Origin of the sequence: Brevundimonas sp. TWP2-3-4b1, from assembly GCF_049897665.1 — a bacterium.
Classification (GTDB): Bacteria; Pseudomonadota; Alphaproteobacteria; order Caulobacterales; family Caulobacteraceae; genus Brevundimonas; species Brevundimonas subvibrioides_B.
In genome coordinates this window covers 424,446-448,948 of the sequence record NZ_JAFCWQ010000001.1, presented here as the reverse complement: position 1 = coordinate 448,948, position 24,503 = coordinate 424,446, and the positions used below count along the sequence as shown (strand labels likewise).

Genomic DNA, 24,503 nt, shown 5'->3' with positions numbered 1-24,503 from the left:
TGGTTATGAGCGCGTTAAGGATCGCTCACCGTCGTTAAGGGAAGGTTACCGGATAGCGTGAGTCGGACGACTGGCCAGCCCTGTCCCCAAGCGTGACGGCAAAAATCGAGGTTTCGGCCAAAAGAAAGGGCGACCCGAGGGCCGCCCTTTCCGTTTTGGTCCTGACCGAACCCCTTACCAAGGGCGGTAGTTGAAACCGACGTTGAACCGGCGGCCGTAGGGGTCGAAGTTAGAGTTCAGCGCCGTACCCACCCAAGGAGCCGGTTGGGCGTTGCCGACGTTGGTGATGCCGAAGCGGAGGTCGAGGTCGTCCCGGATGCCGTAACGGAACTGCAGGTCGTGGCGGGCGAAGTTTCCGGTGTTGTAGTATTCCTTCGGACGCGCGTCGATATTGTTCACCTGATCCCGACTCTGCACGATGTCCTGAGCCGTTTGCCAGTCCATGCTCCAGGTCGCCGAGAAGTTGGCGGTCGGGCTGTAGCTCAACGACGTCGTCATGCGGACGCGCGGGAAGAAAAGCAGGCTCGACGACTCGGTGAAGTCGTTCGGGTTCGCGATGTTGTTGAAGTTCTTCTGTTCCAACAGCCAGCTGCCGCGAACCGAAGCGCTGATGCGACCCAGATCCCACGGGCTGATGTCAGCAAGATCGGCAGAGTAGGTAGCTGTGAAGTCCAGACCGCGGGTCGTACGCTTGGCGAAGTTGAACGAAGCCTGCAGGAAGTCCGTGATCTTGAACCGATCGTCGTTCGGTGCCGGCAGGTCAACCCGCGAGCGGGTAATCACGTTGCAGAATATGTCGTTCAGGGTCGGACCGTTGACACACAGGTTTGCCGAGGTCTGGCCCGTAACGGTCGCGAGCACGTCTTTGATCTCGATCTCATAGTAGTCGAGCGAAACGTTCAGGCCCGGGAAGATAGGCGGGCTGTAGACAGTGGAGAAGGTGAACGACTGCGAGGTCTCCGGCTTCAGTGCGAGGTTGCCCGCGAGGGCGCCCGAGACGCTTGAGCTGTAGATCGGGCGGAAAGCGTTGGTGGCGTTCGGATCCGTGAAGGTGAACACGCCGCCGAGGCCGAGCGCCGCCGCTTGCACGGTACAGTTGGCGATTCGTTGGTTCGCGATGGTGCGATCCGCCAGGTTGGCGATCTGTTGAGCGTCACAAGGGTCCGTAATCGTGGCGAACGTCTGCACGCGCGGGCCGAACTGCTCACCGAGGTCAGGCGTACGAACCGAAGTGTTGAAGCTGGTCTTGAAGGCCAGTTCCGGGATCGGACGGTAGACCAGGTTCACACCGTAGACGTCGTTGCCGCCCGTCGTCGAGAAGTCCGAGTAACGGTACGAGCCGCTCAACTCGGCGAAGGTGCCGAGCCAGCTGTCGCGGAACAGCGGGATGGCGATTTCGGCGAAGACCTCCCGGGTGTCGTACTTGGCGTTGCCGCCCCAGTCGTCGCCGATGTTGCTCAGCAGCCAGCGGCCTTGAGCAGTACGGGTACGACCGGTGCCCGTGGTTTCCTGACGGCGGTATTCGGCGCCGAACGCGACGCCGATCGGACCGGCGCCCCAGTAGTCGCCAACGGTGGCCGAGACCGACGCTATGGCGTTCTCCTGGGTATTGGTTTCGCTGACGCCCGTCTTGTGGGTGATGTAGTTGATCGACGCCGGACTGGCGGCGCCGTCACCGAAGATGTTGTAAGGTTGGCACTGGGCCACTTCCGGGCTGGTCGCGGTCAGCGCGCCAGCCGAACCGGCTGCGGCGCCGGTGTTCTGGTTGGCGATCGTCGCGCCGTTGGCCGTCAGAAGGCGCGCGCGGCATACGATGGCGTTGGGCGTACCCAGCACACCGGCCGTGTCGCGAACGGCGTCCAAGGCGAGGGCGTAGCGGAAGCCGTCGACCGGATATTCGGTGTTGTCGTTGTTAACTTCACCGCGGGTGTAGGCGATGTCCCAGTTGATGTCGCGGAGGAAGCCCATGTCGTCGACGGTGCCGTCGGCGCTAAGGACGTAGCGATTCAGTTCCCGCGTGTTCTCCTGGATCCGATCACGGCTCCAGGCTGTGTAACGTCCCCATGCCGCCGCGAATGGCGTCAGCGCCACGCTCGGGGTATCGCCAGACGGCTGGCCTGCGGTACCGGTTGGGTTGGCCCAAGGCTGGACGATGTTGGATTGCAGTTGGGCCAGGATGCTGGCCGGCAGGAAGGCGTTGTCGAGACGCGTCAGGAACGCCGTCGGGCTTGACGTGCGCGCGTTCAGAACCGGCGTTTGCTGCGAGGCAAGGGAGAGGGCGTTGGTGAAGTATACATCCGCGAAGGCGGGGCCGCCGTTCTGGAAGCTGTCCTCGATGACGTACTTGTATTCGGCGTGCAGGTTGATCCGGTCGGTCAGGGCGAAGTTTGCGCCGACCTGATAGCGCTGCGATTCCGACTGGGGGAAGATCGATTCACGGTTGAACAGAGCAGGGTTTTCGCCGTCACCGCCGACTTTCGTTCCCTGGAATCGGCCGGTGTTGGCGACGCGTTGGCCGAAATCGGCCAAGCGCGCCGTGCCGTCCGAGTTGAACACATAGGTCAGGCCGGGGCGCGGGTTGAAGCAGTCAGCGGTCAGCGGGCCGTTGGCCAGCGTACAGTTGTTAGCGACGGAAGGCACGTCCGGATCGTTCAGCGGACTCGGGCGCACGCCATTGGCGATCGTCAGTTGGCCTCCGCGCAGGATCTGAATCTGACGGAGGCCACGATACAGGAGAACGTCGATAACGCCATCAGATGACAGGCCCGCAGCGGTGGGATCGGCGTCGTTGCCGACCAAGCCCCAAGCGTTGGCCAAATACTCGATCGATTCGGCGTTGACGTCGTCCTGTTTGTCGTACTCGGCGAAGCCGTACAGGTTCAGACGGTCGTCAAACAGGTTCACGCCAGCCAGGACCGAGATGCGGCCCGTGGTCTCCTGACCGCCCTTGTTGATAATGCCGTAGTTGCTATCGATCTCCAGGCCTTCGAAGTCCTTGCGAAGGATGAAGTTCAGCACGCCGGACACGGCGTCGGCGCCATAGACCGACGATGCGCCGCCGGTGACAATCTCGATGTTCTCGATCAGCAGGCGGGGGATGGTGTCGACGTCGACAGCCAGCGAGCCGGTCGACGACCCGACATGGCGGCGGCCGTCAACCAGGGTCAGGGTCCGGCCGGCGCCCAGCGAGCGCAGATTTGGCAGCGACAGACCGAGCGCGCCGAGCGCGTTGCCGGTCGTGTCGGAAGGCACCTGCGAGTTCGACAGGGCCGGGATGGTGGCCAAGTAGTCGATGACCGTCGTCTGACCGGTGCTCAACAGGGTTTCGCGGCTGACCTGGATCAGCGGGGTCGCAGCGGTGGTCGGATCGCGACGGATACGCGACCCCGTGACGATGACTTCTTCAACCTGGACGGACTCTTCGTCCTGGGCCGGCTGGGTCGACTGAGCGAACGCCGGGGCGGCCAGCGTCAGAACGCCCGCGAGGATGGTGGTTCCGAAGAGATAATTGCGTGTGGATAGCATGGTGCTTGGCCCCGATGACTGAATGACGCGCGGCAGACTTCTGCGAGTTTGACCGTTCAGGGGCGTTGCTAGTCAGAGAATTGCGCCACGGCAACCATTGGGGCGCGACTGCGGCAATCGGAACTCGGATTTGTTACACTTCAGACACACCAAGGACACACAGGGTTTGAAGTCCGAATCTTCTACAGGTTGTCGCGTAACCAGCCGGCCGCCCGTGCTACGAGATTTCCGCCCTGGACACGCGGGGCGTCGGCAGCGGTAATCTGGCGCGACATCAGCTTTCTGGCGGAAACAGCCTCGCGAGGACCATAGGCGGCGCGCAACAGGACGCCGGCCGCCGCGCAGAAGGCCGGGCCTGCCGCCGAGTCCGCCAGGTGAGGCGCCCGCTGGGGACGGCCGAGCCTGACAGGACGGTCGAAAACGCGAACAGCGAGCTCTCGCACGCCGTTCAGCTGACTGGCTCCGCCCGCAAGCACGAGACCCGCGCCCGGTTCAAGGCCGACGCCGGCGTTCCTCAGGCGGTCGCGCAGCAGTTCGAGGGTCTCCTCAACACGCGGTGCGATCACCGTCTTCAGCATGGCCCGGGGCACGATGACCGGGCCAGACCCGGCGTCCTCGCCGCGCGGCGGGGCTTCGAGCATCTCGCGGTCCTCGTTGGCGCTGGCCATGGCCGAGCCGTGCAGGGTCTTCAGTCGCTCGGCGCCCGCCCTGGACGTCGACAGGCCGCGCGCGATGTCGGCCGTGACATGATCGCCGCCGACATTCAGTGATTCGATGTGCAGCAAGGACCTGCCGCCCCACACGGCGGCGGAGGTCGAACCGCCGCCCATGTCGATGCAGACGCAGCCGAGATCCATCTCGTCCTCTTCCAGCGAGGCGAGCGAGGAGACCACCGGCGCGGCGGCGACGCCCTGGAGGTCGAGGTGCGCCAGCTCCAGACAGTGGCTCAAGGACGCGAAGGCCCCCTCCGCCATCGACACGACCAGCAGGTCAAGGCCCAGCGAATGTCCGCGCATGGCGCGCGGGTCGTGGACTCCACGCGCGCCGTCCACCGACCAGGCGATGGGCAGGACGTGGATCGGCCTCCGGTTAGGCAGGCGTATCTGGGCCAAGGCCATGCCAATGGCCCGGGCCAGGTCAGCGTCGCTGACCGGGTTGGCGCCGAGAGAGACGCGGGCCTGCACCCGATGGCTGGCCATCTGGCCGATGGCCGTGGTGACGATGACGCCAGAGACCGGAGCGCCCGCGGTGCGCTCGGCGCGTTCGACGGCGTGACCGATGGCCTGTGCGGCCTCGTCCATGTTGACGATGGCCCCGCCGCGCACACCCTTGGACTGGACGTGGCTGGCCCCGGCGACGCGGATGGTCCGGTCGGCGTGACGCACGCCGTCCGGCTTCATGATGAAGCAGGCGACCTTGGACTGGCCCAGATCAAGCGCGGCGACCACGGGCGCGCGCGCCGCCGCACGGCCGTCGTTTCTGGCCGCTTCCGTCGTCGGATCCGCCTTCTTGCCCGCCATGATGCCTGCCGCCCTACTCGAAACTGTGTGTTGTTAGACGCCGGCGCCCGGCCGGACCGCGACCTGGCCCTCGGTTCGGAGGTCGATGCGGGAAAAGCCCAGCTCCAGCAGCCGCTCGCGCTGGTCCAGGGCGTCAAGCTGGATCAGGGCCGCCTCCTGTTTGACGGCCGGCAGCTGAATGATGCCGCCGTCCTTCAGTCGCAGGTCCCAGCGGCGCTCGTCGACACGCACCAGGGCGTCGATCCGGCTCATCAACCGGGGACGTTGCGTCAGCAGAGGCAGGATGTCGCCCGCCGCCTTGTCCGCTCCGACGCCGACGACCAGCGGCAAGCCCGGATAGCGTCCGGCGTCGGCGCCCGGGATGGCGCGGCCCTCGCCGTCGATGACGAAGACGCGCCCGCCGGTCTGCCACACAGCCAGGCGGTCATGTTCCCTGACCTCGACGATCAAGGTATCGGGCAACAGTCGCACCACGCGCGCCTCCTTGACCCAGCCGACAGCCTGGATGCTGGCCTGCAACGCATCGAGATCCAGGCTGGTGATCGGCTGGCCTGCCTCAACGTTCAGCGCGCGTTGGATCGCGGGGGTTGCCTCGGCCGAGGCGCCGGTGATGTGCACACGGCGGAGCTTCAACCCCATGCCGGTGGTGATCTGGTCCATGCCGTGTGTGACCGACTGGCCGATGCGCTCGGCCCGGGCGCCGGTGGCCAGCACCAGGGCCAGAACGCCGAATCCCGCGCAGATCGAGAGAACAACGGCGCGCGGAGTCAGATCCAGCTTGCCCAGCGCGGCCATCTTGCCGGGAACGCCGCCGGCGTTGCGAGGCGCGCCTCCGCGCGAGCGCCCGCCCTGCCCTTTCGGACCCCCGCTTCGCTTGGGCGCAGGCGCGACATTCGCGCGCCGACCGCCGCGAACTACCGCGGGCATGAGGCGTCCTCCACCATCCACCGGACCAGATCTTGATAACCCATCCCGACGTAGGCGGCCTGCTCCGGAACCAGAGAGGTCGGCGTCATGCCGGGCTGGGTATTGACCTCCAGAAGGACCAGTTCGTCCTTAACATCGTCATAACGGAAGTCGGTTCGCGACACGCCCCGACACCCCAGCGCGGCATGCGCCTGCTCGGATTCCCGAAGCGCAGCCTCGAAAACATGAGCGGGGAGATCGGCTGGAAGCTTGTGGACGGATCCGCCAGGCGCGTATTTGGCCTCGTAGTCGTAGAAGCCTTTCACCGGGGTGATGTCGGTGACGGTCAGCGCGCGCGGGCCGGTCACCTCGCCGATCACGGCGACGGCCAGCTCCTTGCCCGGAATGTAGGGCTCGACCATCACCCTCTCGCCATAGGTCCAGTCGTCGGCCCCGACCTCGGTCTGCGGGCCGTTCGCCCCGGCGAGCACCAGATAGACGCCGACCGACGACCCCTCGGCATTGGGCTTGATGATGTAAGGCGGCTCGATCACGTGGCGACGCGCCACCTCGCGCCGGTCGAACAGCCCGCCGCCCGGCACCTTGACCCCTGCCGCGCCCAGCACGGCCTTGGTCTTGTCCTTGTCCATCGTCAGGGCCGAGGCCAGTACGCCGGAATGGCTGTAGGGAATCTGGAGCGTCTCGAGGATGCCCTGGACGCAGCCGTCCTCGCCCCATTCGCCATGCAGCGCATTCAGGACGACGTCGGGCTTCAGATCGGCCAGCACCTGGGCCAGGTCGCGGCCGGCGTCGATGCGGGTGACGCGGGCCGCCTGCCCTTCCAGGGCCTTGGCGCACTGCTCGCCCGAGGACAGCGACACGTCCCTTTCGGAGGACAGTCCGCCCATCAGGACGGCGACGTGCAGTTCTGACAGGGGACGGGTCATCTGGGTTCTGGGAGCGTTCTGCGGTTACAGGGGTCGGCCGACCCTCTTGATCTCCCATTCGAGGTTTACGCCGAGTTTACTTTGAACGTCGGCGCGGACAGTTTCCCCCAATCCCTCGATGTCGGCGGCGGTCGCCTCACCCGGGTTGATCATGAAATTGGAGTGCAGCTCGCTGAACTTCGCGCCGCCACCGCTGACGGCGTGCAGCTTTCCGCGCCAGCCCGCCTCGTCGACCAGTTTCCACGACGAATGGCCGGGTGGATTTTTGAAGGTCGAGCCGCCGGTCTTTTCCCGGATCGGCTGGGTCTGTTCGCGGCGAGACGTGATCTCGGCGATGCGGGCGGCGACCGCCTCGGGCGCGTCCGGCGTGCCGCGATAGACAGCCTCGATCCAGATAATGTCGGCGGGCGCCTCGGAGTGGCGGTAGGTGTAGCCGAAGTCGGCCAGCGAATAGTCGACCCGCTCGCCCGACCGCGTCAGACCCCAGGCGGAGACGAGGATGTCCTTCGTCTCGGAACCATAGCAGCCGGCGTTCATGGTAAGGGCGCCGCCGATCGTGCCCGGGATGCCGGCGTAGAACTCCAGCCCCCCCAGCCCTGCCCTGGCCGAGGCCTTGGCGACCATGGCGTCCAGCGCGCCGGCTCCGGCCGTGATCGTGTCGCCTTCGGTCGTGATGCCGACGAAGGGACGGCCGGCCAGACGAATGACCACGCCCTCGATCCCGCCGTCCCTGACGATGACGTTCGAACCCACGCCGAGCACCGTGACAGGTACGGCCGGATCGATGGCCTTCAGGCATGCGGCCAGATCGTCGGCATCAGCCGGGATGAACAGGACTTCGGCGGCGCCGCCCACCCGGAACCATGTGAAGGGCGCCAGCGGCTCATCGACGAGGAGCTTGCCGCGTACGGCAGGAAGGGTGTCACGCCAGCTCATGCGTGCCCTCCCCTTTCGTCATCCTTCGGCGAAGCGCAGCGGAGACCGGGGGACCCAGCGGCGCCGAAGGCGATCTGTGCAGGCACGATGTTGGAAACAAGGGTGCAGGCGACAGGTTCGCGCTCTCGCACGCCGCTGGGTCCCCCGGTCGCTTCGCGCCGGAGGATGACGAAAGAAGAAGAGATCACTGGGCCAACGCTTCCAGCTGCGCCGGCAAGGCGTAGGCCCAGGCCGTGATGTCACCGGCGCCCAGCAGAACGACCACGTCACCCGCCTTGGCTTCCTCGGCGATCACGCGTGGCAGGACGGCGGCGTTCTCCAGCGCCGAGACCCGAAGGTGGCCGTAGCGACGGATGCCGTCCACCAGCGCCTGTTTGTCCACGCCCTCGATCGGCGCCTCACCCGCAGCGTAGACGTCGGCGACGATGACGCTGTCGGCATCCGAGAAGCTGGTCGAGAACTCATCCATCAGGTCGCGCAGCCGGGTGAAGCGATGCGGCTGGACCACGGCGATGACGCGTCCCTCGGCAACCTGGCGGGCGGCTTTCAGGACGGCGGCGATCTCGACCGGGTGATGCCCGTAGTCATCGACGATGCGCACGCCGCCCACCACGCCGGTGGTGGTGAAGCGCCGCTTCACACCCGCGAACGCCGCAAGACCTGACCGGATCGCGTCGTCCGAGACGTCCAGCTCCCGCGCCACGGCAATGGCGGCCAGGGCATTGGCGACATTGTGCCAGCCGGCCATCGGCAGGTGCAGGCCGGTGATCCGCACCGGCTCCTCCAGCGCGGCGAGGCCACGCCCCTGGATCACGACGTCGAACCGGCAGCCGTCCGGGCTCATCTGGCAGTTGTCGGCGCGGACCATGGCCTGAGGGTTCATGCCGTAGGTCACGATCCGGCGGTTATCGATCTGGGCGACCAGCCGCTGGACCTCGGGGTGGTCGAGACAGACGGCGGCGAAGCCGTAGAAGGGGATGTTTTCGACGAAGTCGCAGAACGCCTTCCGCACCGAGTCGAAGTCGCCGTAGTGGTCCAGGTGCTCCGGATCAATGTTGGTGACGATGGCCACGGTGGATTTCAGGCGGAGGAAGCTGCCGTCCGACTCGTCTGCCTCGACCACGATCCAGTCGCCGTCACCGACCTTGGCGTTGGTGCCATAGGCGTTAATGATGCCGCCATTGACCACGGTCGGGTCCAGACCCGCCGCGTCCAGCAGGGCTGCGACCATGGAGGTCGTCGTCGTCTTGCCGTGGGTGCCGCCCACAGCGATCGAGAACTGCAGCCGCATCAGCTCGGCCAACATCTCGGCCCGGCGGACCAGGGGGATGCGACGCTCGCGCGCGATCATCATCTCCGGGTTCGTCGCCTTGACCGCCGTGGAAAAGACGACGGCGGAAACGCCGTCGCCGACATGGGCGGCGTCGTGGCCGATGAAGATCCTGGCGCCCAGAGCTGCCAGCCGCTCGGTGTTCGCCGACGACTTTGCGTCCGAACCCTGAACCGAATAGCCGATCTTGAGCATGATCTCGGCGATGCCGCTCATCCCGATCCCGCCTATGCCGACGAAGTGGACGGGACCGAGGTCGAACGGAACGGGGCGAAGGCGAGCGATCATCCCTGCGTCATAGCGACGGCTTTTCGGGAATGCACGAGTGTGACGGAATCAACTCCGCCTTAACCGTAAGGATTCACTAGTTCAGGCTCCACTCCCCGGGAGCGTATCCGTGACTGACCTGAAGACCGACATTATCCACCGGGGCGACTGTATCGAGATCCTGCGGTCCCTGCCGGACAAGTCCGTCGACATGGTCTTCGCCGACCCGCCCTATAATCTCCAGCTGGGCGGCGACCTGCTTCGACCCGACAACTCCAAGGTCGATGCGGTCGATGACGACTGGGACAAGTTCGACAGCTTCGCCGCCTACGATTCCTTCTGCCGCGACTGGCTGAAGGAATGCCGCCGCGTCCTCAAGGACGAGGGCTCGATCTGGGTGATCGGCAGCTATCACAATGTCTTCCGCCTGGGCTCGGCGATCCAGGACCTCGGGTTCTGGGTGCTGAACGACATCATCTGGCGCAAGACCAACCCGATGCCGAATTTCAAGGGCACGCGTTTCACCAACGCCCACGAAACCCTGATCTGGGCCGCCAAGAGCCGTGAGCAGAAGCGCTATACCTTCAACTACGACGCGCTGAAGGCTTTCAACGAAGACACCCAGATGCGCTCGGACTGGACCTTTGCGCTCTGCACCGGCGAGGAGCGGATCAAGGGCGAGGACGGCAAGAAGGCGCATCCAACCCAGAAGCCCGAGGCCCTGTTGCACCGGGTGATCCTGGCCGCGACCCGGCCCGGCGATGTGATCCTGGACCCCTTCTTCGGCACGGGAACCACCGGCGCGGCCGCCAAGCGGCTGGGCCGTCACTACATCGGCATCGAACGCGATCCCGAATACGCCAAAGTCGCCGAGACGCGGATCAAGGCGGTCATCCCGGCCCGGCCGGAGGACCTCGTGGTCACGGGCTCCAAACGCGCCGAGGTCAAGGTTCCGTTCGGCGCCCTGGTCGAGGCCGGGCTGCTGTCGCCGGGCGATGTCCTCTACTGTCCCAAGGGCGAGCGCGAGGCTCGCGTCCGGGCCGACGGGTCGCTGGTATCAGGGGCCATGACAGGCTCGATCCACAAGCTGGGGGCGCTGTTCGAGAACGCGCCGGCCTGCAACGGCTGGACCTATTGGCGCTTCCGCACCGACACGGGCCTGCGCTCGATCGACGCCCTGCGCGCCGAGGTGCGGGCTGGGATGCAATAAGCCTCGACCAGGTCCTGCACCGGCTTGAGGCGGATCGCAGAAGTGTCGGAAAGCGGACCTTGGGTCCGCGCTAACGCACCGCAATCCTTGCTGAAATTCTTCGTTCCTCAGGGAACTGCGCCGTTGCGATATCATTGATGTCTACGGCCCGGCTGAGCGGGTCGGAGTAAGCCATCATGAAGATCGCCCAGGTCACTCCGCTTTACGAGGCCGTCCCTCCCAAGCTGTACGGAGGCACCGAACGGGTCGTCGCCCACCTGACCGACGCCCTGATCGATCTGGGCCATGAGGTGACCCTGTTCGCATCGGCAGAGGCCCAGACCCGGGCCAGGCTGGTGCCTGTCCGGGACCAGGCGATCCGGCTGGATCCGGCGCCGCTCAAGTCGGATCTGGCCTCGCACATGAGCATGCTGGCGGAGGTCCTGCGTCGCGCGGACGACTTCGATGTCATCCATTTCCACACTGACATGATCCATTTCCCGTTCTTCGAGCGGATCGCGAACAAGACCCTGACCACCCTGCACGGGCGGCTCGACATGAAGGACCTGCCCGAGGTCTATGAGCGCTGGCCGCAGTTCGGTCTGGTCTCGATCTCGGACGATCAGCGGCGCCCCCTGGCATTCGCCAACTGGAAGGCCACCGTTCACCACGGGATGCCGGCGGAGCAGTATGTCTTCTCGCCGAAGTCCAAGGGCTACCTCGCCTTCCTCGGTCGCATCTCGCCCGAGAAGCGTCCCGACCGGGCGATCGAGATCGCCACCAAGCTGGGCAAGCGGCTGAAGATGGCGGCCAAGGTCGATGCGGCGGACCGGGTCTACTACGAGACCAGGATCAAACCGATGATCGACGGCAACCCGTTGATCGAGTTCATCGGCGAGATCGGCGATCACCAGAAGTCGGAGTTCCTTGGGGGCGCCGAGGCCCTGCTTTTCCCGATCGACTGGCCCGAGCCCTTCGGCCTGGTGATGATCGAGGCGATGGCCTGTGGGACGCCGGTCGTCGCCTTCCGCTGCGGCTCGACCACCGAGATCATCGAGGACGGCGCGACAGGTTTCCTGGTCGATACCCTGGAGCAGGCCGTAGCCGCCGCCGATCGCGCACCCATGCTCGACCGCGAGGCCGTCAGGGCCTGTTTCGAGCTGCGGTTCTCGGCTGCGGCGATGGCCCGGCGCTATCTCGATGTCTACGGCGACCTGCTGGCGAAGAAGCCTTACGCCGAAGCGATCCTGGACGATGTGGTGGTTCCGCTTCACGAAGACCGGAGCTTTGCGGTTTCCGCCTGAACCTAACCTCGCCTCGGCCATTGTCCTATCGCATTCGCACGCCAGGCTGGTGCCAGGCGGGGGCGCCAGCGAGGTCCCATGGACGACGGCTATTCGGTTCAGCAGACGGCCGCAGAAAGCGCGGAGACCGGCGGCCTGGATACTCTGCAGGCTCTGAAGGACGGCGACACCTTCCTGGTGGCGGACAACTGGGGAGACCTGAGGGGCGGGGCCGACGGCCTGTTCGACCGCGACACCCGGATCCTCTCACGGTTCGTGATGACCGTGGGGCTGGCGAGGCCATCGCGGCTGAGTTCGGGCGTGTCGCGAGACAACGTCTTCTTCACGGCCCACACGACCAACAGGCCCCTGCCGCCAATGGGTGGTCGGTCGGCGCCGGCGGGGGTGCTGCATATCGAGCGGCGTCGGTTTGTCTGGGACCGGCGGCTGTTCGAGCGGGTCCGGATGGTGAACCACGGGATCGAGGACGTCCTGTTACCGCTGGCTTTCGAGTTCGGAGCCGATTTCGCCGACATCTTCCAGGTGCGTGGCACCCTGCGCGAGAAGCGCGGCGCAGGCGAGGTTCCGACCACCGACGGACGTCGGGTCACCTTCCGCTATACCGGGCTCGACGCGGTGGTGCGGACGAGTTGCCTGGCGTTTTCCGAACCGCCCGCCCGACTGAACGGCTCGCGAGCCGAGTTCATGCTCAGCCTGCCTATGGGCAAGGAACTGGATCTCTATATCGAGTGCGGTCCCGAGATGTGCCTGACGCCGGACGCCCAGCGCTGGCGTGAGAACGCGGTGCAGGCGCGGTTGGCGATGCGGCGCCGGCGTCGTCGGGGAGCCTCGCTGAGGGGCCCACGAAGCCCGCGCTTCAACGCCTGGCTGGACCAGTCGCGATCCGACATCGCCCTGCTGACCACCGACCTGCCGACAGGGCCGTATCCCTATGCAGGGACGCCGTGGTTCTCGACGCCGTTCGGGCGGGACGGGATCATCTCGGCCTGGCAGATGCTGTGGCTCGATCCGTCGCTGGCCAAGGGGGTGCTGACCTATCTGGCTGCGCGACAGGCGACAGAGGTCTCGCCCTTCCAGGACAGCCAGCCCGGCAAGATCATGCACGAGACCCGGGGCGGCGAGATGAGCGCGCTCGGGGAGGTGCCCTTCGGCCTCTATTACGGCGGGGTAGACACCACCTGTCTGTTCGTCGCCCTGGCCGGCGCCTGGTTCCGCCGAACCGGCGATCAGGAGACGATCCGGGCGCTGTGGCCCAATCTGGTCGCCGCGACGGAGTGGATGCGGGACTATGGCGACAGCAATGGCGACGGGCTGATCGACTACGCCCGGGCGGCCGAAACGGGCCTGTCAAACCAGGGCTGGAAGGATTCCGAGGACTCCATCTTCCATTCCGACGGCCGGTTCCCGAAGGGGCCGATCGCCCTTCTGGAGGTCCAAGGCTACGCCTTTGCGGCCTGGCGGGCGATGGCCGATCTGGGCGCACTGCTGGGCGACGCACGGGCCCCGGCCTGGAACCAGCAGGCCGAGGAGGTCCGGCTGCTCGTCGAGGACCGGTTCTGGATGGAGGATGAGCAGTTCTACGCCATCGCTTTGGACGGCGACGGGAACCCCTGCGAGGCCATCGGGTCGAACGCCGGCCATCTGATGTTCACCGGCCTGCCGTCTCCGGCGCGGGCCGCAGCTGTGACGAAGCGGCTGCTGGGCGCGGAGTTCCGCTCGGGCTGGGGCCTGCGGACGCTGGCGAGGGGGCAGGCCCGGTTCAATCCGATGAGCTATCACAACGGCTCGGTCTGGCCGCACGACACCTCGCTGGGGGTCGCCGGCATGGCCCGCTACGGCGAGAGGGACGCGGTCGGGATGATCCTGGGCGAGATCTACGCCGCAGCCAGCCATTTCCAGATGCGCCTGCCGGAGCTGTTCTGCGGCTTCGAGCGGGAGCCGGGCGAGGGACCGATCGCCTATCCGGTCGCCTGTCTGCCCCAGGCCTGGGCGGCAGGGTCGGTATTCCTGATGCTGCAGGCTTCGCTGGGGGTGTCGATTGACGCCCTGACGAAGACCGTGACCATCGACGCCCCCACACTGCCCGCCGGGATCGAGCGGCTGACCGTCAGCCGGCTCCAGGTCGGCGACGCCGTCCTCGACCTGGCCTTCGAGCGGCTGGGTGACCAGGTGGTGGTCATGCCGAGGAACCGCGTCGGCGAGGTCAGGATCGTGACGACGCGGTAGGCCGCCCTCCGTGCAACCGGGGAAGGCCGCAGGGCCAGATCACCGATGGGGATGGCCGGGATTGCGCAAAGGTTTGTGGGCCTTAGCAGCGAGTCTTCCATCTGGACCCCGGCCTTCGCCGGGATGCACGGAGGTGGGTTGCATTGCCAGAGCCCGTTCCAGCGCCTTGCGGAACACCGTCGGCAAGGCCGCCAGGGCCTCGGCTTCCGGCGTCCAGAGGAAGTCGCCCTGCCCCGTCGCGACGCGCACGGCCAGCGTCAGGGAAAAGTGGGTGAAGACGTGTTCGACGGCGCCCGCGTCTTTCCAGATCAGGGCGGGCCAGTCGGCGGCGACCGGCGGGAAGGCGTCCGGCGTGCCCCCGGTCCAGTCGCTGGTCGGGAGGCCGACCATGCCGCCGAGGAGACCCTTGTCCGGGCGGCGGACGAGGGCGATGCGGCCGCCGTCGTCGCGGAGGACCCAGGCGACGCCCTGACGATGCGGTCGGGCGGCCTTCTTCGTCCTGACCGGATAGTGTTCGGGCTCTCCGGTCGCGCGGCCGGCGCAGAAGCCTGAGATCGGGCACATCAGGCAGAGCGGGGACTTCGGGCGGCAGATGCCGGAGCCGAGGTCCATCAGGGCCTGGGCCCAATCCCCGGGGCGGTCATCGGCGACGAGGGCCGCGGCGAGGCGTTTCAGCTCGGGCCGGGCGGCGGGGACGGGCGTCTCGACGGCGAACAACCGGGCGACGACGCGCTCGACATTGCCGTCCACGACATTGGACGGCCGGTCGAAGGCGATGGCGGCGACGGCGGCGGCGGTGTAGGCGCCGACCCCCGGCAGGGCCAGAAGGGCGACCTCTGTGTCGGGGAAGACGCCGCCGTGATCGTTGGCCACGGCGCGGGCGCAGGCCAGCAGGTTGCGGGCGCGGGCATAGTAGCCGAGCCCCGCCCAGGCGGCCATCAGGTCTGAGTCCTCCACCGACGCCATATCTTTGACGGTCGGCCAGCGCGCGGTGAACCGCTCGAAATAGGGGGCGGCGTGAGGGACGGTGGTCTGCTGCAGCATCACCTCGGACAGCCAGACGCGGTAGGGGTCGGTCCGTTCGGCCGCACCCGGCGGCGCGCGCCACGGCAGGGTGCGGGCATGGGCGTCGTACCAGGCCAGCAGGGCGGCGCGCAGGGTGGCGATGTCGGCGGGAGGCATTGCCTGTTCTTATCCCGTCATCCTCCGACTTGTCCCCTCCCCGTGCACCCCGGCCCCCGGGTCCGGCTTCGCCGGCCCGAGGATAAACCAAGGGCCGGGGTCCAGATCACAGACAGGGACAGCAGGGATGTCTTATGAATTCCGCTGATCCCACCACCGCATCCGCCATCCGGATCCCGGCCTTCGCCGGGGTGCACGGTGATTGTTTCAACGGGTTGGGTTAGGGTGTGGTCATGGCGCGCGATCTGCCCACAGACGCTGAGACCCGCGAGATCCTGTCGCGGCGACGGACCCGGCCCATGCCGCGCCCGACGCCTCCGGCCGGTCGGGCCCTGGCCCCTCTGATCCGCGAACTGGACGAGAAGTTCGGGCGCGGCGCAGGCGCGCTGGAGCCCCGCTGGCGCGAGATCGTCGGCGACCAGCTGGCTCGCGTCACCCGACCGCAGAAACTGACCAAGGGGCGGGCCGGAACCGGCGGGACGCTGGAGCTGCGCGTCGCGGGCCCGGCGGCCCTGCTGGTCCAGCATCAGTCAGCCGACATCCTGGCGCGGGTGAACCTGTTCCTCGGCCCCGGAGCGGTGGACAAGCTACGCATCGCCCAGGGGCCGGTAAAGCCCCTGGCCCAGATCGCCGCCTCGACGAAGGGCGCGCGGCGGCGGATCGACCCGCTGGACGCGGCGGCGGAGGCGGAGCTGACGAAGTCGGTCGAGGCCGCGCCGGACGCGTTGAAGGCGGCGCTGGCGAACCTGGGCCGGGCCGTGCTGTCGGATGCGGCGAAGGGGCGCGGGCGGTAGGGGTCAAGCCCCCTCTCAACGACCATCGTTCTTTCTGGTTGTCAGAAATAGACAGGGTCAAGCGTCTGACTTGGTTCGAAAAACCAGCATTACGGAAAGCGTATGGTCGGACCCATGCCGTCTTCACGCGCAGGGGGAAAACCAGTGCATCCATCGCCCGTTTCGGGGGCGTTTCGCCCCGCCTTTTCGGTCCGCCGTCTGTTCGGCTGGCTCGCCCTAGCGGCGGCTTGCGCCGCCACGCCCGTGTCGGCCCAGACCGCCTGGATCGGCCATCGCGGCCCGGAAAACGTGCTGCGCATCAACACGGCGACGGACACGGTCGTGGCGGGGACAGCGCCAGTGGGCAATAACCCCTACGGTCTCCTGGCGACCCCGACCCGCGTCTATGTCACAAACCTGGGTTCAGACACCGTCACGGTGATCGATGCGGCCACGGCCACGGTCATCACCACCGTGAACGTCGGAGTCCAGCCTTTCGGTCTGGCGATATCGCCCGACGGAACGCGCCTGTTCGTCGCCAATCAGGCGTCGCAAACCGTATCGGTCATCAATACCGCGACCAACGCCGTGGTCTCGACTCTCACCGGAGGAAACCGTGCTGCGGGCGTGGTAGTGAGTTCGGATGGCGCGACCCTCTATATCGCCAACGAGCTCGGCAATACGGTCACGGCGCGGACCATCGCCACCAACGCTCTTGTCGCGACCTACACAGGCTTTTCGGGACCCAAGCAGATCGCCCTTTCGCCCGACGGGCTGACGGCCTACGTGCCGAACTACAGCGCCAATACAGTCAGCGTCCTGACCTTGGCGGGGGGCGCGGTGACTACGGTCCCGGTCGGTACGGGCCCTTGGGGGATCACCCGCTCGCCCGATGGGTCGGCAATCTATGTGTCGAACTTCTCGGCAGGCACTGTCTCGCGCATCGCGACGGCCAACAACGCCGTCACCACCGTGGCGGCCGGAACCGGCCCCATCGGCGTCTCGACGACGCCCGATGGAAGCAAGCTCTATGTCGCCAATCAGAACAGCAGCAACGTCAGCGTCTTCAATGCGACGACGATGGCGCTGATCACGACCATCGGCGTGAGCCCCGGGCCCGTGTCGATGGGCCAGTTCATCGCGCCGGCTGCGGCGCCGGCGCCTGTGCCGACGATGTCGGAATGGGCGATGATCTTGTTCGGACTGATTCTGGCGGGTGGCGCTGCGCTCTACATCCAGCGGCGGCGGCTCGCGGCCTGACCTTCGCCTGACTCAGGACGGCCCCTCTGGATGCGGCGGCGGAGGCGGAGTTGGCCAAGTCGGTCGAGGCCGCGCCGGACGGGCTGAAGGCGGCGCTGGCGAACCTGGGCCGGGCCGTGCTGTCGGATGCGGCGAAGAGGCGCGGGCGGTAGGGGGCGCGTGAGCCTTTTGAGGCCGGTGGGCGTCCGCTTCTGGCAGCGGAGCGAATGTGAGCCCACCGCCGGTGCATGAATGTCCGGTTCTGGCGCCGAGCCGACAGGATCAAGCGTGCCGGCCAGTTTTCGCTGCCGCGCGAGCTCACTCCCAACTGCCGGCAGCTGTCGCCTGGTCGACGGGTCTTACCGGTTCAGACTCGCAGATCGGCCAGGGCCGCCAACTCATCGTAGATTGCGTCGCCCGTACGACTCCTGGCGTTCCCCCAACTGGTTGCCGTCGTTGGGTTCACCAGAACGCCGTCACCTGTAAGCACCAGCACATTCGGCAGACCCGGTAACTCCTGAATGCCGAACCGAGTGGCGATGCCCAGATTGTGTCCGTCACCGCTGCTTGGCATTCCGATGTTCACGAAGACCAGTTCGTACTTGCGTTCGATCAGTTCGGCGAAGCGATCGGTCGCCAGCCAACCCGCGAGGGCGCGGCTGTCGCCGCACCAGTTGGCTCCCATCACCAACAGGACCCGTTTGCCCGACTGCCTGGCCCGCGCCAACGCAGCGTCCACGTCGGCCGACGCGTTCTCGCTCACGTGGTAGGAGCGGGCTTCTGGCTTGGGCGCAGTCGCCGGCGCGGACGCGCAAGCCGCCACGGCCAACGCCGCCGAGAGGATCAGCGTAACTCGTTTCACCGGGCAATCTCCCATGGACGGCGCGTTCAGCGGTGATCAGTCCCGCGATGTCGCCGTGCAGAAGCCCCGCTTCGACACGAATTCGAGGATGGGTCAAGCTGCGGCCGCGTCCCGGGTCACCCGTCCGCTACCGATCGGCTGGTCGGTGTGCCGTGGAGCCGCTCCGTCTTCGCATGACCCGCCATCGTAGTTTGGTCGAATGTCCGTTTTCCGGCAGCATCCTGTGTCCGCTCGTGGCGCAAATCAGACGTCTACCGAGAGGAGACTGAAGATCCGCTTCCGGCGGCATGACCTCCACAATGCGTCGCTACCCCGTCGCCGCCCAATCAGATTCCGACGGCTGGCTCTTGACCTTTTTCCGCCGCACCTGTTCTCGACAACCATGGAATTCGCGCAGCCGTCGGGGAATCGCGCGATCATCCGGAACTTGAGTTCTTAAGGAAGACGCCATGCGCGCCAGCGGCCCGTTCAAATACGCCTCCATGAGCCGCCGCGCGGCCGTGACCGGAGCCGCCCTGGCGGCCATGACGATGCTGGCGGCCTGTTCCGGCGCCCAGACCGGCGCCCCGGCCGAGGGCGACATGGCGCTGGGGGCCCCGGAAGGCGCCAAGGTCACTGTGGTCGAATACGCCTCGGTCACCTGCAGCCACTGCGCCGCCTGGCAGGATCAGGTCTGGCCGGAGTTCAAGACCAAATACGTCGACACCAACCAGGTCCGCTACATCTTCCGCGAATTCCCGACCGCGCCTGAATCCGTGGCCGTCGCCGGCTTCCTGATCGCGCGCTGCGCCGGGCCGGACAAATATTTCCCGGTGATCCACGAGATCATGGCCAGCCAGAACGAGATTTTCGGCGGCGTCCCGCCCCGCTCCGTCCTGCTGCGCATCGCCAACGGCGCGGGCCTGTCGGAAGAGCAGTTCCAGGCCTGCGTCACCGACGCCGATGCGATCAAGGCGATGGACACGCGCATCAAGTCGGCGCTCGACGCCGGCGTGACGGGCACCCCCTATTTCATGGTCAATGGCGAACATGTCGCCGACAGCTCGCTGAGCGGGCTGTCGGAAAAGATCGACGCCGCCATAGCTGCGAGCTGATCCGATGATCCTGTTCCGCAACCTGTTCCTCGCCCTTTCCGCCCTGGCCCTCGCCTCGTGCGGGGGGTCGAAGGCGGTCGTCGACGGCGACATGGCCTTGGGCGCCGCCGAAGGCGCCAAGGTCACCGTGGTCGAATACGCCTCGCCCACCTGCCCGCACTGCGCCCTGTGGCAGCAGAACACCTGGCCGGCATTCAAGGCCGCCTATGTCGACACCAACAAGGTCCGCTACGTCTTCCGAGAACTGCCGACGCCGCCGGCCGAGGTCGCCGCAGCCGGCTTCCTGCTGGCCCGCTGCGCCGGACCGGACAAGTATTTCGACGTCATCCACGCCATCATGGAGAGCCAGACGGAATGGCGCACGGGGACCAACCCGCGCGACAGCCTGATCCGCATCGCCGGCGGCGTGGGCATCGACGAGGCGGCGTTCACCCGTTGCGTCACCAACCCGGAAGCCATCGCCGCGCTCGAGACCCGGGTGAAAGCGGCGACGGACGCGGGCGTGATCAACACCCCGACCTTCTTCGTCAACGGCCGCCAGGTGTCCTCGCCCGGCGGCGAGGGCACGGTCATGGCCGACCTGGCCCCAGCCATCGAAGCAGAGTTGGCCAAATGATCCGTTCGCTGGTCCTGATGCTGGCGCTGGTCGCCACCCCGATGGCGGCGTCCGCCCAGACGCCCGCACCGCCCGCCGTGACGAGCGCCGACCGGGTGCTGGGCCGCGCCGACGCCCCGGTGACGGTGATCGAATACGCCTCGTTCGTCTGCTCGCACTGCGCCCACTGGCACACGACCGTCCTGCCGGCCTTCAAGGCGCGGTTCATCGACACCGGCCAGGTTCGGCTGGTTTACCGTAACCTGCCGACCGCGCCGGGCCAGGTCGCGGCGCGCGCCGCCGGCATCGCCCGCTGCGCGGCTTCGGCGCGATTCTACGAGGTGGCCTCGTCCTTCATGACCGGTCAGGCTGCGATCATCGACGGCGCGCCGCTGGCCGACTGGTATGCCGCAGGGGTCGCCGCCAGCGGCCGGACCCAGGCCGAGATCGACGCCTGTCTGGCCGATCCGGCGACGCTGAACGGCATCCGCGCCGAGATCGCGGGCGCCACGGCTGCCGGGGTCCAGGGCACGCCGAGCTTCTTCGTCAACGGGCGCGCCGTGTCGGACACCTCGCTGGACGGTCTGTCCGCTGCGATCCGGCCCCTGCTGCCCCGCAGCTGACGAAGGCATGCAGTTCCAGCGCCTCCGGCTCGTCGGCTTCAAGTCGTTCGTCGACCCGGCGGAGGTCTGGATCGAGCCGGGCCTGACGGGGATCGTGGGACCGAACGGCTGCGGCAAGTCGAACGTGCTGGAGAGCATGCGCTGGGTCATGGGCGCGAACTCGGCCAAGGCCATGCGCGGCACGGGCATGGACGACGTGATCTTCTCCGGGGCCTCGAACCGCCCGCCCCGGAACCACGCCGAGGTCCAGCTGACCATCGACAACGCCCAGAGGCGCGCGCCCCAGCCCTTCACCGACAGCGCCATCATCGAGGTGTCGCGCCGGATCGACCGGGGCCAGGGCTCGACCTATCGCATCAATGGCAAGGAGGTGCGGGCGCGGGACGTCCAGCTGCTGTTCGCCGACGCCTCGACGGGGGCGAACTCTCCGGCCCTGGTGCGTCAGGGGCAGATCAGCGAGCTGATCGCGGCCAAGCCGCAGAACCGGCGGCGGATCCTCGAGGAGGCCGGCGGGGTGGCGGGCCTGCACACTCGGCGGCACGAGGCGGAGCTAAGGCTGAAGGCGGCCGAGGCCAATATGGAACGGCTGGACGACATCGGGCGCGAGCTGGAGACGGCCCTGACGCGGCTCAAGCGCGAGGCGCGGCAGGCGGAGAAGTACAAGAAGATCTCGGCCGAGATCCGGGCCCTGCAGGCGGCCCTGCTGTTCGTGCGCTGGAACGACGCGCGGCTGGCGGCGGAGGCGGCGGCGTCGGAACTGGCGGCGGCGGACCGGGCGGTCGCCGAGGCGACGGCGAACGCGGCGAAGGCCCAGACGGCGGCCCTGTCGGCGCAGGAGGGGCTGAAGCCTGCGCGGGAAGAGGATGCGGTGGCGGCAGCCCTGCTGCACCGGGCCTCGCTGGAGCGCGACCGGCTGGACATGGCCGAGCAGTCGGCGCGGGCGGAGGTCGACCGTCTGACCGCCGAGGCGCAGCGGATCGCCAATGACACCGAACGCGAGATCGCCATGTCGGGCGACGCCGAGTCGGAATTGACCCGGCTGGGCGCCCAGCTGGAGGTGCTGACGGCCGAGATCGCGGCGGCGCCCGGGCGCGGGCCGGAGCTGGAGCGGGCGCTGGAGGCGGCGGAAGAGAGTCGGCGCGCGGCCGACGCCGAGGTCGAACGGCTGGCGGGCTCGCTGGCGGCGGTCGAGGCGCGCGCGAATGCCGAGACGGCGCGGAAGCGGGACGCCGAGGCGCGGGTGGCGCGGGCGGTCGCGGCCCTGAACGGCGCCAGACGGGAGCGCGAGGCGCTGGGGCCGCTGGAGACGCCGGAACTGGCCGCCGCGCGCGAGGCGCTGGAGACGGCGACGGCGGCGCTGACCGAGGCACGGGCGGGTGTGGAAGCCGCCGAGGCCGATCGGGCGGAACGCGCGCGGGCCGAGCAGGAGGCGCGGACGACGGCGCGGGCGGCCGAGGATCGGATGGGGCGGTTGCAGACCGAGGCGCGGGGGCTGGCGTCGCTGCTGGTCTCGGGGCGGCGGGACCATCCTCCGGCGCTCGACCAGGTCGGGGCGGACAAGGGATACGAGGCCGCTCTGGCGGCGGCCTTGGGCGACGACCTGGACGCGGCGCTGGATGCGAAGGCGGCGGCTTATTGGGGCGGGGCGGACGTGCCGGAGCCCTTGTGGCCTGTCGGGATCGACCCGCTGGGCAAGCATGTGACGGCGCCGGCGGCGCTGGCGGCGCGGCTGGCCCTTTGCGGGGTGGCGGCGAAGGCGGAGGCGGCGGGTCTGGCAAAGTCGCTGCCGGTCGGGGCGCGGCTGGTGACGCGCGAGGGCGACCTCTACCGCTGGGATGGGTTCGTCAGCCGGGCCGATGCGCCACGGCCGGCGGCCGTAAGGCTGGCCCAGCGCACGCGGCTGGCCGAACTGGAAGCGGACATCGATGCGGGCAAGCCGGCGCTGGAGACGGCGCAGGCGGCTTTGAAGGCGGCGACCGAGGCGTTCCGCGTTTCGGAAGAGGCGGTCAAGGCGGCGCGGCTGCTGCCCTTCGCGGCCGACAAGGCCGTGACCACGGCGCGGGACGCGGTGCAGCGGCTGACCAATGAACAGGCGCGGCGCGAGGCGCGGGCGACGGCGCTGGACGAGACGCTGGAGCGGCTGGCGGTCGAGCATGAGGCGGCGGAGGCGGCGCTGGCCGAGGCGCTGGCGACCGACGCGCCATCCGAGACGCTGGCGGGACTGAAGGCCGAGCTGGCGACGGCGCGCACGGCGGCGGATGCGGCGCGTGGCGCTGCGGCCGGGGCGCGGGCGGACCGGGATGCAGAGGCGCGGGACCGGGCCGGACGCGAGCACCGGCTGGGCTCCCTGACGCGGGAGCGCGACAGCTGGGCGGCGCGGGCCAAGGATTCGACGGCGCGGATCACGGTGCTGGAGGGCGACACGGACAAGACGGCCGCGTTGCTGTTGCAGGCCGAACGGGCGCCGGAAGCGTTGGCTGCACAGCGATCGAAGCTGATGGACATGCTGACCTCGGCCGAGACGCGGCGGAAGTCGGCGGCGGATTCTCTGGCGGTGGCGGAGGCGCAGGCCGGCGAGGCGGATCGCACCAGCCGGGCGGCCGATGCGACGGCGGCGAGCGCGCGCGAGGCCCGGGCCGGTCTGGCGGCGCGGTCGGAGGCGGCAGCCGAACGGCTGCTGGACGCCGGGAACAACGTCCGCGAGACGGCACAGATGTCGCCGGAAGAGCTGGGCCAGAAATTGACCGACGACGCCATCGCCCGGCCACCGGACGCGGCGGGGGCGGAGAGCCTGCTGTTCGGTCTGGAGCGCGAGCGGGAGATGCTCGGCGCGGTCAATCTGTTGGCCGAGGACGAGGCCGAGGAGTACGGCGAGCGGCTGCAGACCATGCGGCTGGAGCGGTCGGACCTGACCGGCGCCATTGCGAAGCTGCGCGACGGCATTGACGAACTGAACGCCGAGGGGCGTGAGCGGCTGGTGGCGGCGTTCGACGTCATCAACGACAACTTCAAGAGCCTGTTCGAGGCCCTGTTCGGCGGCGGGCAGGCGGAGCTGAAACTGGTCGAGTCCGACGATCCTCTGGAGGCCGGACTGGAGATCTTCGCCTGTCCGCCGGGCAAGCGACTGTCGGTCATGTCGTTGATGAGCGGCGGCGAGCAGGCCTTGACGGCGGCGGCGCTGATCTTTGCGGTCTTCCTGGCCAATCCGGCGCCGGTCTGCGTGCTGGACGAGGTGGATGCGCCGCTGGACGACGCCAATGTCGATCGCTTCTGCCGGATGCTGAACGAGATGCGGAACCGGACGGACACGCGGTTCATCGTCATCACCCACAACCCGGTGACCATGAGCCGGATGGATCGGCTGTACGGCGTGACCATGCCCGAGCGCGGCGTGTCGCAGCTGGTCAGCGTGGACCTGACCCAGGCCGAGACGCTGGTCGCGTGATCCAGGACGCTGCGCCTCTCCCGCCCGAGGCGCATGCGCTGGTCCTGACCGGGATCGGGCGGTTCGTCGTGTTCGCGGATGCGGCCACGATCCGGCGGGAGCCGGACGGGGTGCGGATGCGGTCGCTGCAGGTCGTGGAGGAGGACTTCACGGTCGGGACGACACGGTATCTGGGGGGCTGGTCCTGGTGGCGGTTCGGCTGTGATGTCGGGACGGCGGACCGGCTGGACTTCGCCTCGGTGGCGGTCGGCGGAGCCGAGGGACCGAGCACGCCGGAAGGGCAGCCGGCCTATCCGGCGGCGCCCGGCGGGGATGCGGCGGAGTTGCTGGCGGTGGCGTGTGGGACCGTGGAGCAGAAGGTTGTGGCGACGACGGTGGAGGCTGCGGTCAGGATCGGGCGGGCGGCGATGGCGGAGTAATCCCTCTCCCGGTGGGAGAGGGCTTGAGCGCCTGGGAGCCGCAGGCGATCAGACTTGCGCGAAAGGGTGAGGGTCGAACCCCACCGGAAACGCACGGCCCTCACCCTTTCGGCCAAGGCGC

Annotated in this window: 18 protein-coding genes; 10 read left to right on the top strand and 8 right to left on the bottom strand. The window is 68.0% G+C overall.

Translation table 11 applies throughout. The features are described from left to right. Window positions 1-174 precede the first annotated feature (174 nt). The 6 genes from ACP7A5_RS02220 to murC all read right to left on the bottom strand — a co-directional run bounded on the left by ACP7A5_RS02220 (window position 175) and on the right by murC (window position 9,452). A complete protein-coding gene (locus ACP7A5_RS02220; RefSeq protein ID WP_426040368.1) occupies window positions 175-3,525 on the bottom strand; it encodes a TonB-dependent receptor domain-containing protein in 3,351 nt (1,116 codons plus the stop codon). 182 nt (window positions 3,526-3,707) lie between these two features. Beyond that, window positions 3,708-5,045, bottom strand: a complete 1,338-nt coding sequence (ftsA, locus tag ACP7A5_RS02215) for a cell division protein FtsA (RefSeq protein ID WP_426040367.1) — start codon at window positions 5,043-5,045, stop codon at window positions 3,708-3,710. A gap of 33 nt (window positions 5,046-5,078) precedes the next feature. Then, window positions 5,079-5,972: a cell division protein FtsQ/DivIB gene (locus ACP7A5_RS02210; RefSeq protein ID WP_426040366.1), complete on the bottom strand. Its 894-nt coding sequence runs from the start codon at window positions 5,970-5,972 to the stop codon at window positions 5,079-5,081. Beyond that, the gene (locus tag ACP7A5_RS02205) at window positions 5,960-6,898 is read right to left on the bottom strand and encodes a D-alanine--D-alanine ligase (RefSeq protein WP_426040365.1); all 939 of its coding nucleotides are present in this window, start codon (window positions 6,896-6,898) and stop codon (window positions 5,960-5,962) included. The genes ACP7A5_RS02210 and ACP7A5_RS02205 overlap by 13 nt, the downstream gene beginning before the upstream one ends. Before the next feature lie 24 nt (window positions 6,899-6,922). Next, on the bottom strand, window positions 6,923-7,834 hold the full coding sequence (murB, locus tag ACP7A5_RS02200) for a UDP-N-acetylmuramate dehydrogenase (RefSeq protein WP_426040364.1): 912 nt from the start codon (window positions 7,832-7,834) through the stop codon (window positions 6,923-6,925). Window positions 7,835-8,018: 184 nt separating this feature from the next. After that, window positions 8,019-9,452, bottom strand: coding sequence for a UDP-N-acetylmuramate--L-alanine ligase (gene murC, locus ACP7A5_RS02195; protein WP_426040363.1), 1,434 nt, complete (start codon window positions 9,450-9,452; stop codon window positions 8,019-8,021). A gap of 109 nt (window positions 9,453-9,561) precedes the next feature. Between murC and ACP7A5_RS02190 the strand changes: the two genes are divergently transcribed. From ACP7A5_RS02190 to ACP7A5_RS02180, 3 genes are all read left to right on the top strand, one after another. Further along, window positions 9,562-10,641: a site-specific DNA-methyltransferase gene (locus tag ACP7A5_RS02190; protein WP_425991291.1), complete on the top strand. Its 1,080-nt coding sequence runs from the start codon at window positions 9,562-9,564 to the stop codon at window positions 10,639-10,641. Window positions 10,642-10,817: 176 nt separating this feature from the next. Further along, window positions 10,818-11,924 carry a glycosyltransferase family 4 protein gene (locus ACP7A5_RS02185; RefSeq protein WP_426040362.1) on the top strand — a complete coding sequence of 369 codons (1,107 nt, stop codon included), beginning with the start codon at window positions 10,818-10,820 and terminating at the stop codon, window positions 11,922-11,924. A 78-nt stretch (window positions 11,925-12,002) separates the two neighbouring features. Beyond that, window positions 12,003-14,150 (top strand): glycogen debranching N-terminal domain-containing protein, encoded by a 2,148-nt coding sequence (locus ACP7A5_RS02180; RefSeq protein ID WP_426040361.1) that lies wholly within the window; start codon window positions 12,003-12,005, stop codon window positions 14,148-14,150. Window positions 14,151-14,189: 39 nt separating this feature from the next. Here the strand turns inward: ACP7A5_RS02180 and mutY are convergent, their stop codons facing one another. Further along, on the bottom strand, window positions 14,190-15,332 hold the full coding sequence (gene mutY / locus ACP7A5_RS02175; RefSeq protein ID WP_426040360.1) for an A/G-specific adenine glycosylase: 1,143 nt from the start codon (window positions 15,330-15,332) through the stop codon (window positions 14,190-14,192). Between the two features lie 233 nt (window positions 15,333-15,565). Here mutY and ACP7A5_RS02170 point away from each other — a divergent pair, with 233 nt between their 5' ends. Both ACP7A5_RS02170 and ACP7A5_RS02165 read left to right on the top strand, forming a co-directional pair. Beyond that, window positions 15,566-16,126: a DUF721 domain-containing protein gene (locus tag ACP7A5_RS02170; RefSeq protein WP_426040359.1), complete on the top strand. Its 561-nt coding sequence runs from the start codon at window positions 15,566-15,568 to the stop codon at window positions 16,124-16,126. Between the two features lie 144 nt (window positions 16,127-16,270). Continuing rightward, window positions 16,271-17,365 (top strand): IPTL-CTERM sorting domain-containing protein, encoded by a 1,095-nt coding sequence (locus ACP7A5_RS02165; protein ID WP_426040358.1) that lies wholly within the window; start codon window positions 16,271-16,273, stop codon window positions 17,363-17,365. Between the two features lie 346 nt (window positions 17,366-17,711). Here ACP7A5_RS02165 and ACP7A5_RS02160 read toward each other — a convergent pair whose 3' ends face one another. Further along, window positions 17,712-18,206, bottom strand: a complete 495-nt coding sequence (locus ACP7A5_RS02160) for a thioredoxin family protein (RefSeq protein WP_426040357.1) — start codon at window positions 18,204-18,206, stop codon at window positions 17,712-17,714. Between the two features lie 449 nt (window positions 18,207-18,655). On the opposite strand from ACP7A5_RS02160, the gene ACP7A5_RS02155 reads away from it, so the two are divergent. Genes ACP7A5_RS02155 through ACP7A5_RS02135 form a run of 5 tightly spaced genes read left to right on the top strand, consistent with a single transcriptional unit; the run spans window position 18,656 to window position 24,382 of the window. Next, a complete protein-coding gene (locus ACP7A5_RS02155) occupies window positions 18,656-19,300 on the top strand; it encodes a DsbA family protein (protein WP_426040356.1) in 645 nt (214 codons plus the stop codon). A 4-nt stretch (window positions 19,301-19,304) separates the two neighbouring features. Then, window positions 19,305-19,916, top strand: coding sequence for a thioredoxin domain-containing protein (locus tag ACP7A5_RS02150; RefSeq protein ID WP_426040355.1), 612 nt, complete (start codon window positions 19,305-19,307; stop codon window positions 19,914-19,916). After that, window positions 19,913-20,518, top strand: a complete 606-nt coding sequence (locus ACP7A5_RS02145) for a thioredoxin domain-containing protein (protein WP_426040354.1) — start codon at window positions 19,913-19,915, stop codon at window positions 20,516-20,518. Before ACP7A5_RS02150 ends, ACP7A5_RS02145 begins: the two co-directional genes overlap by 4 nt. A gap of 7 nt (window positions 20,519-20,525) precedes the next feature. Then, window positions 20,526-23,963 carry an AAA family ATPase gene (locus ACP7A5_RS02140; RefSeq protein WP_426040353.1) on the top strand — a complete coding sequence of 1,146 codons (3,438 nt, stop codon included), beginning with the start codon at window positions 20,526-20,528 and terminating at the stop codon, window positions 23,961-23,963. Continuing rightward, entirely contained in the window at window positions 23,960-24,382 is a 423-nt protein-coding gene (locus ACP7A5_RS02135; RefSeq protein ID WP_426040352.1) for a hypothetical protein, read from the top strand. The genes ACP7A5_RS02140 and ACP7A5_RS02135 overlap by 4 nt, the downstream gene beginning before the upstream one ends. Window positions 24,383-24,503: the final 121 nt, after the last annotated feature.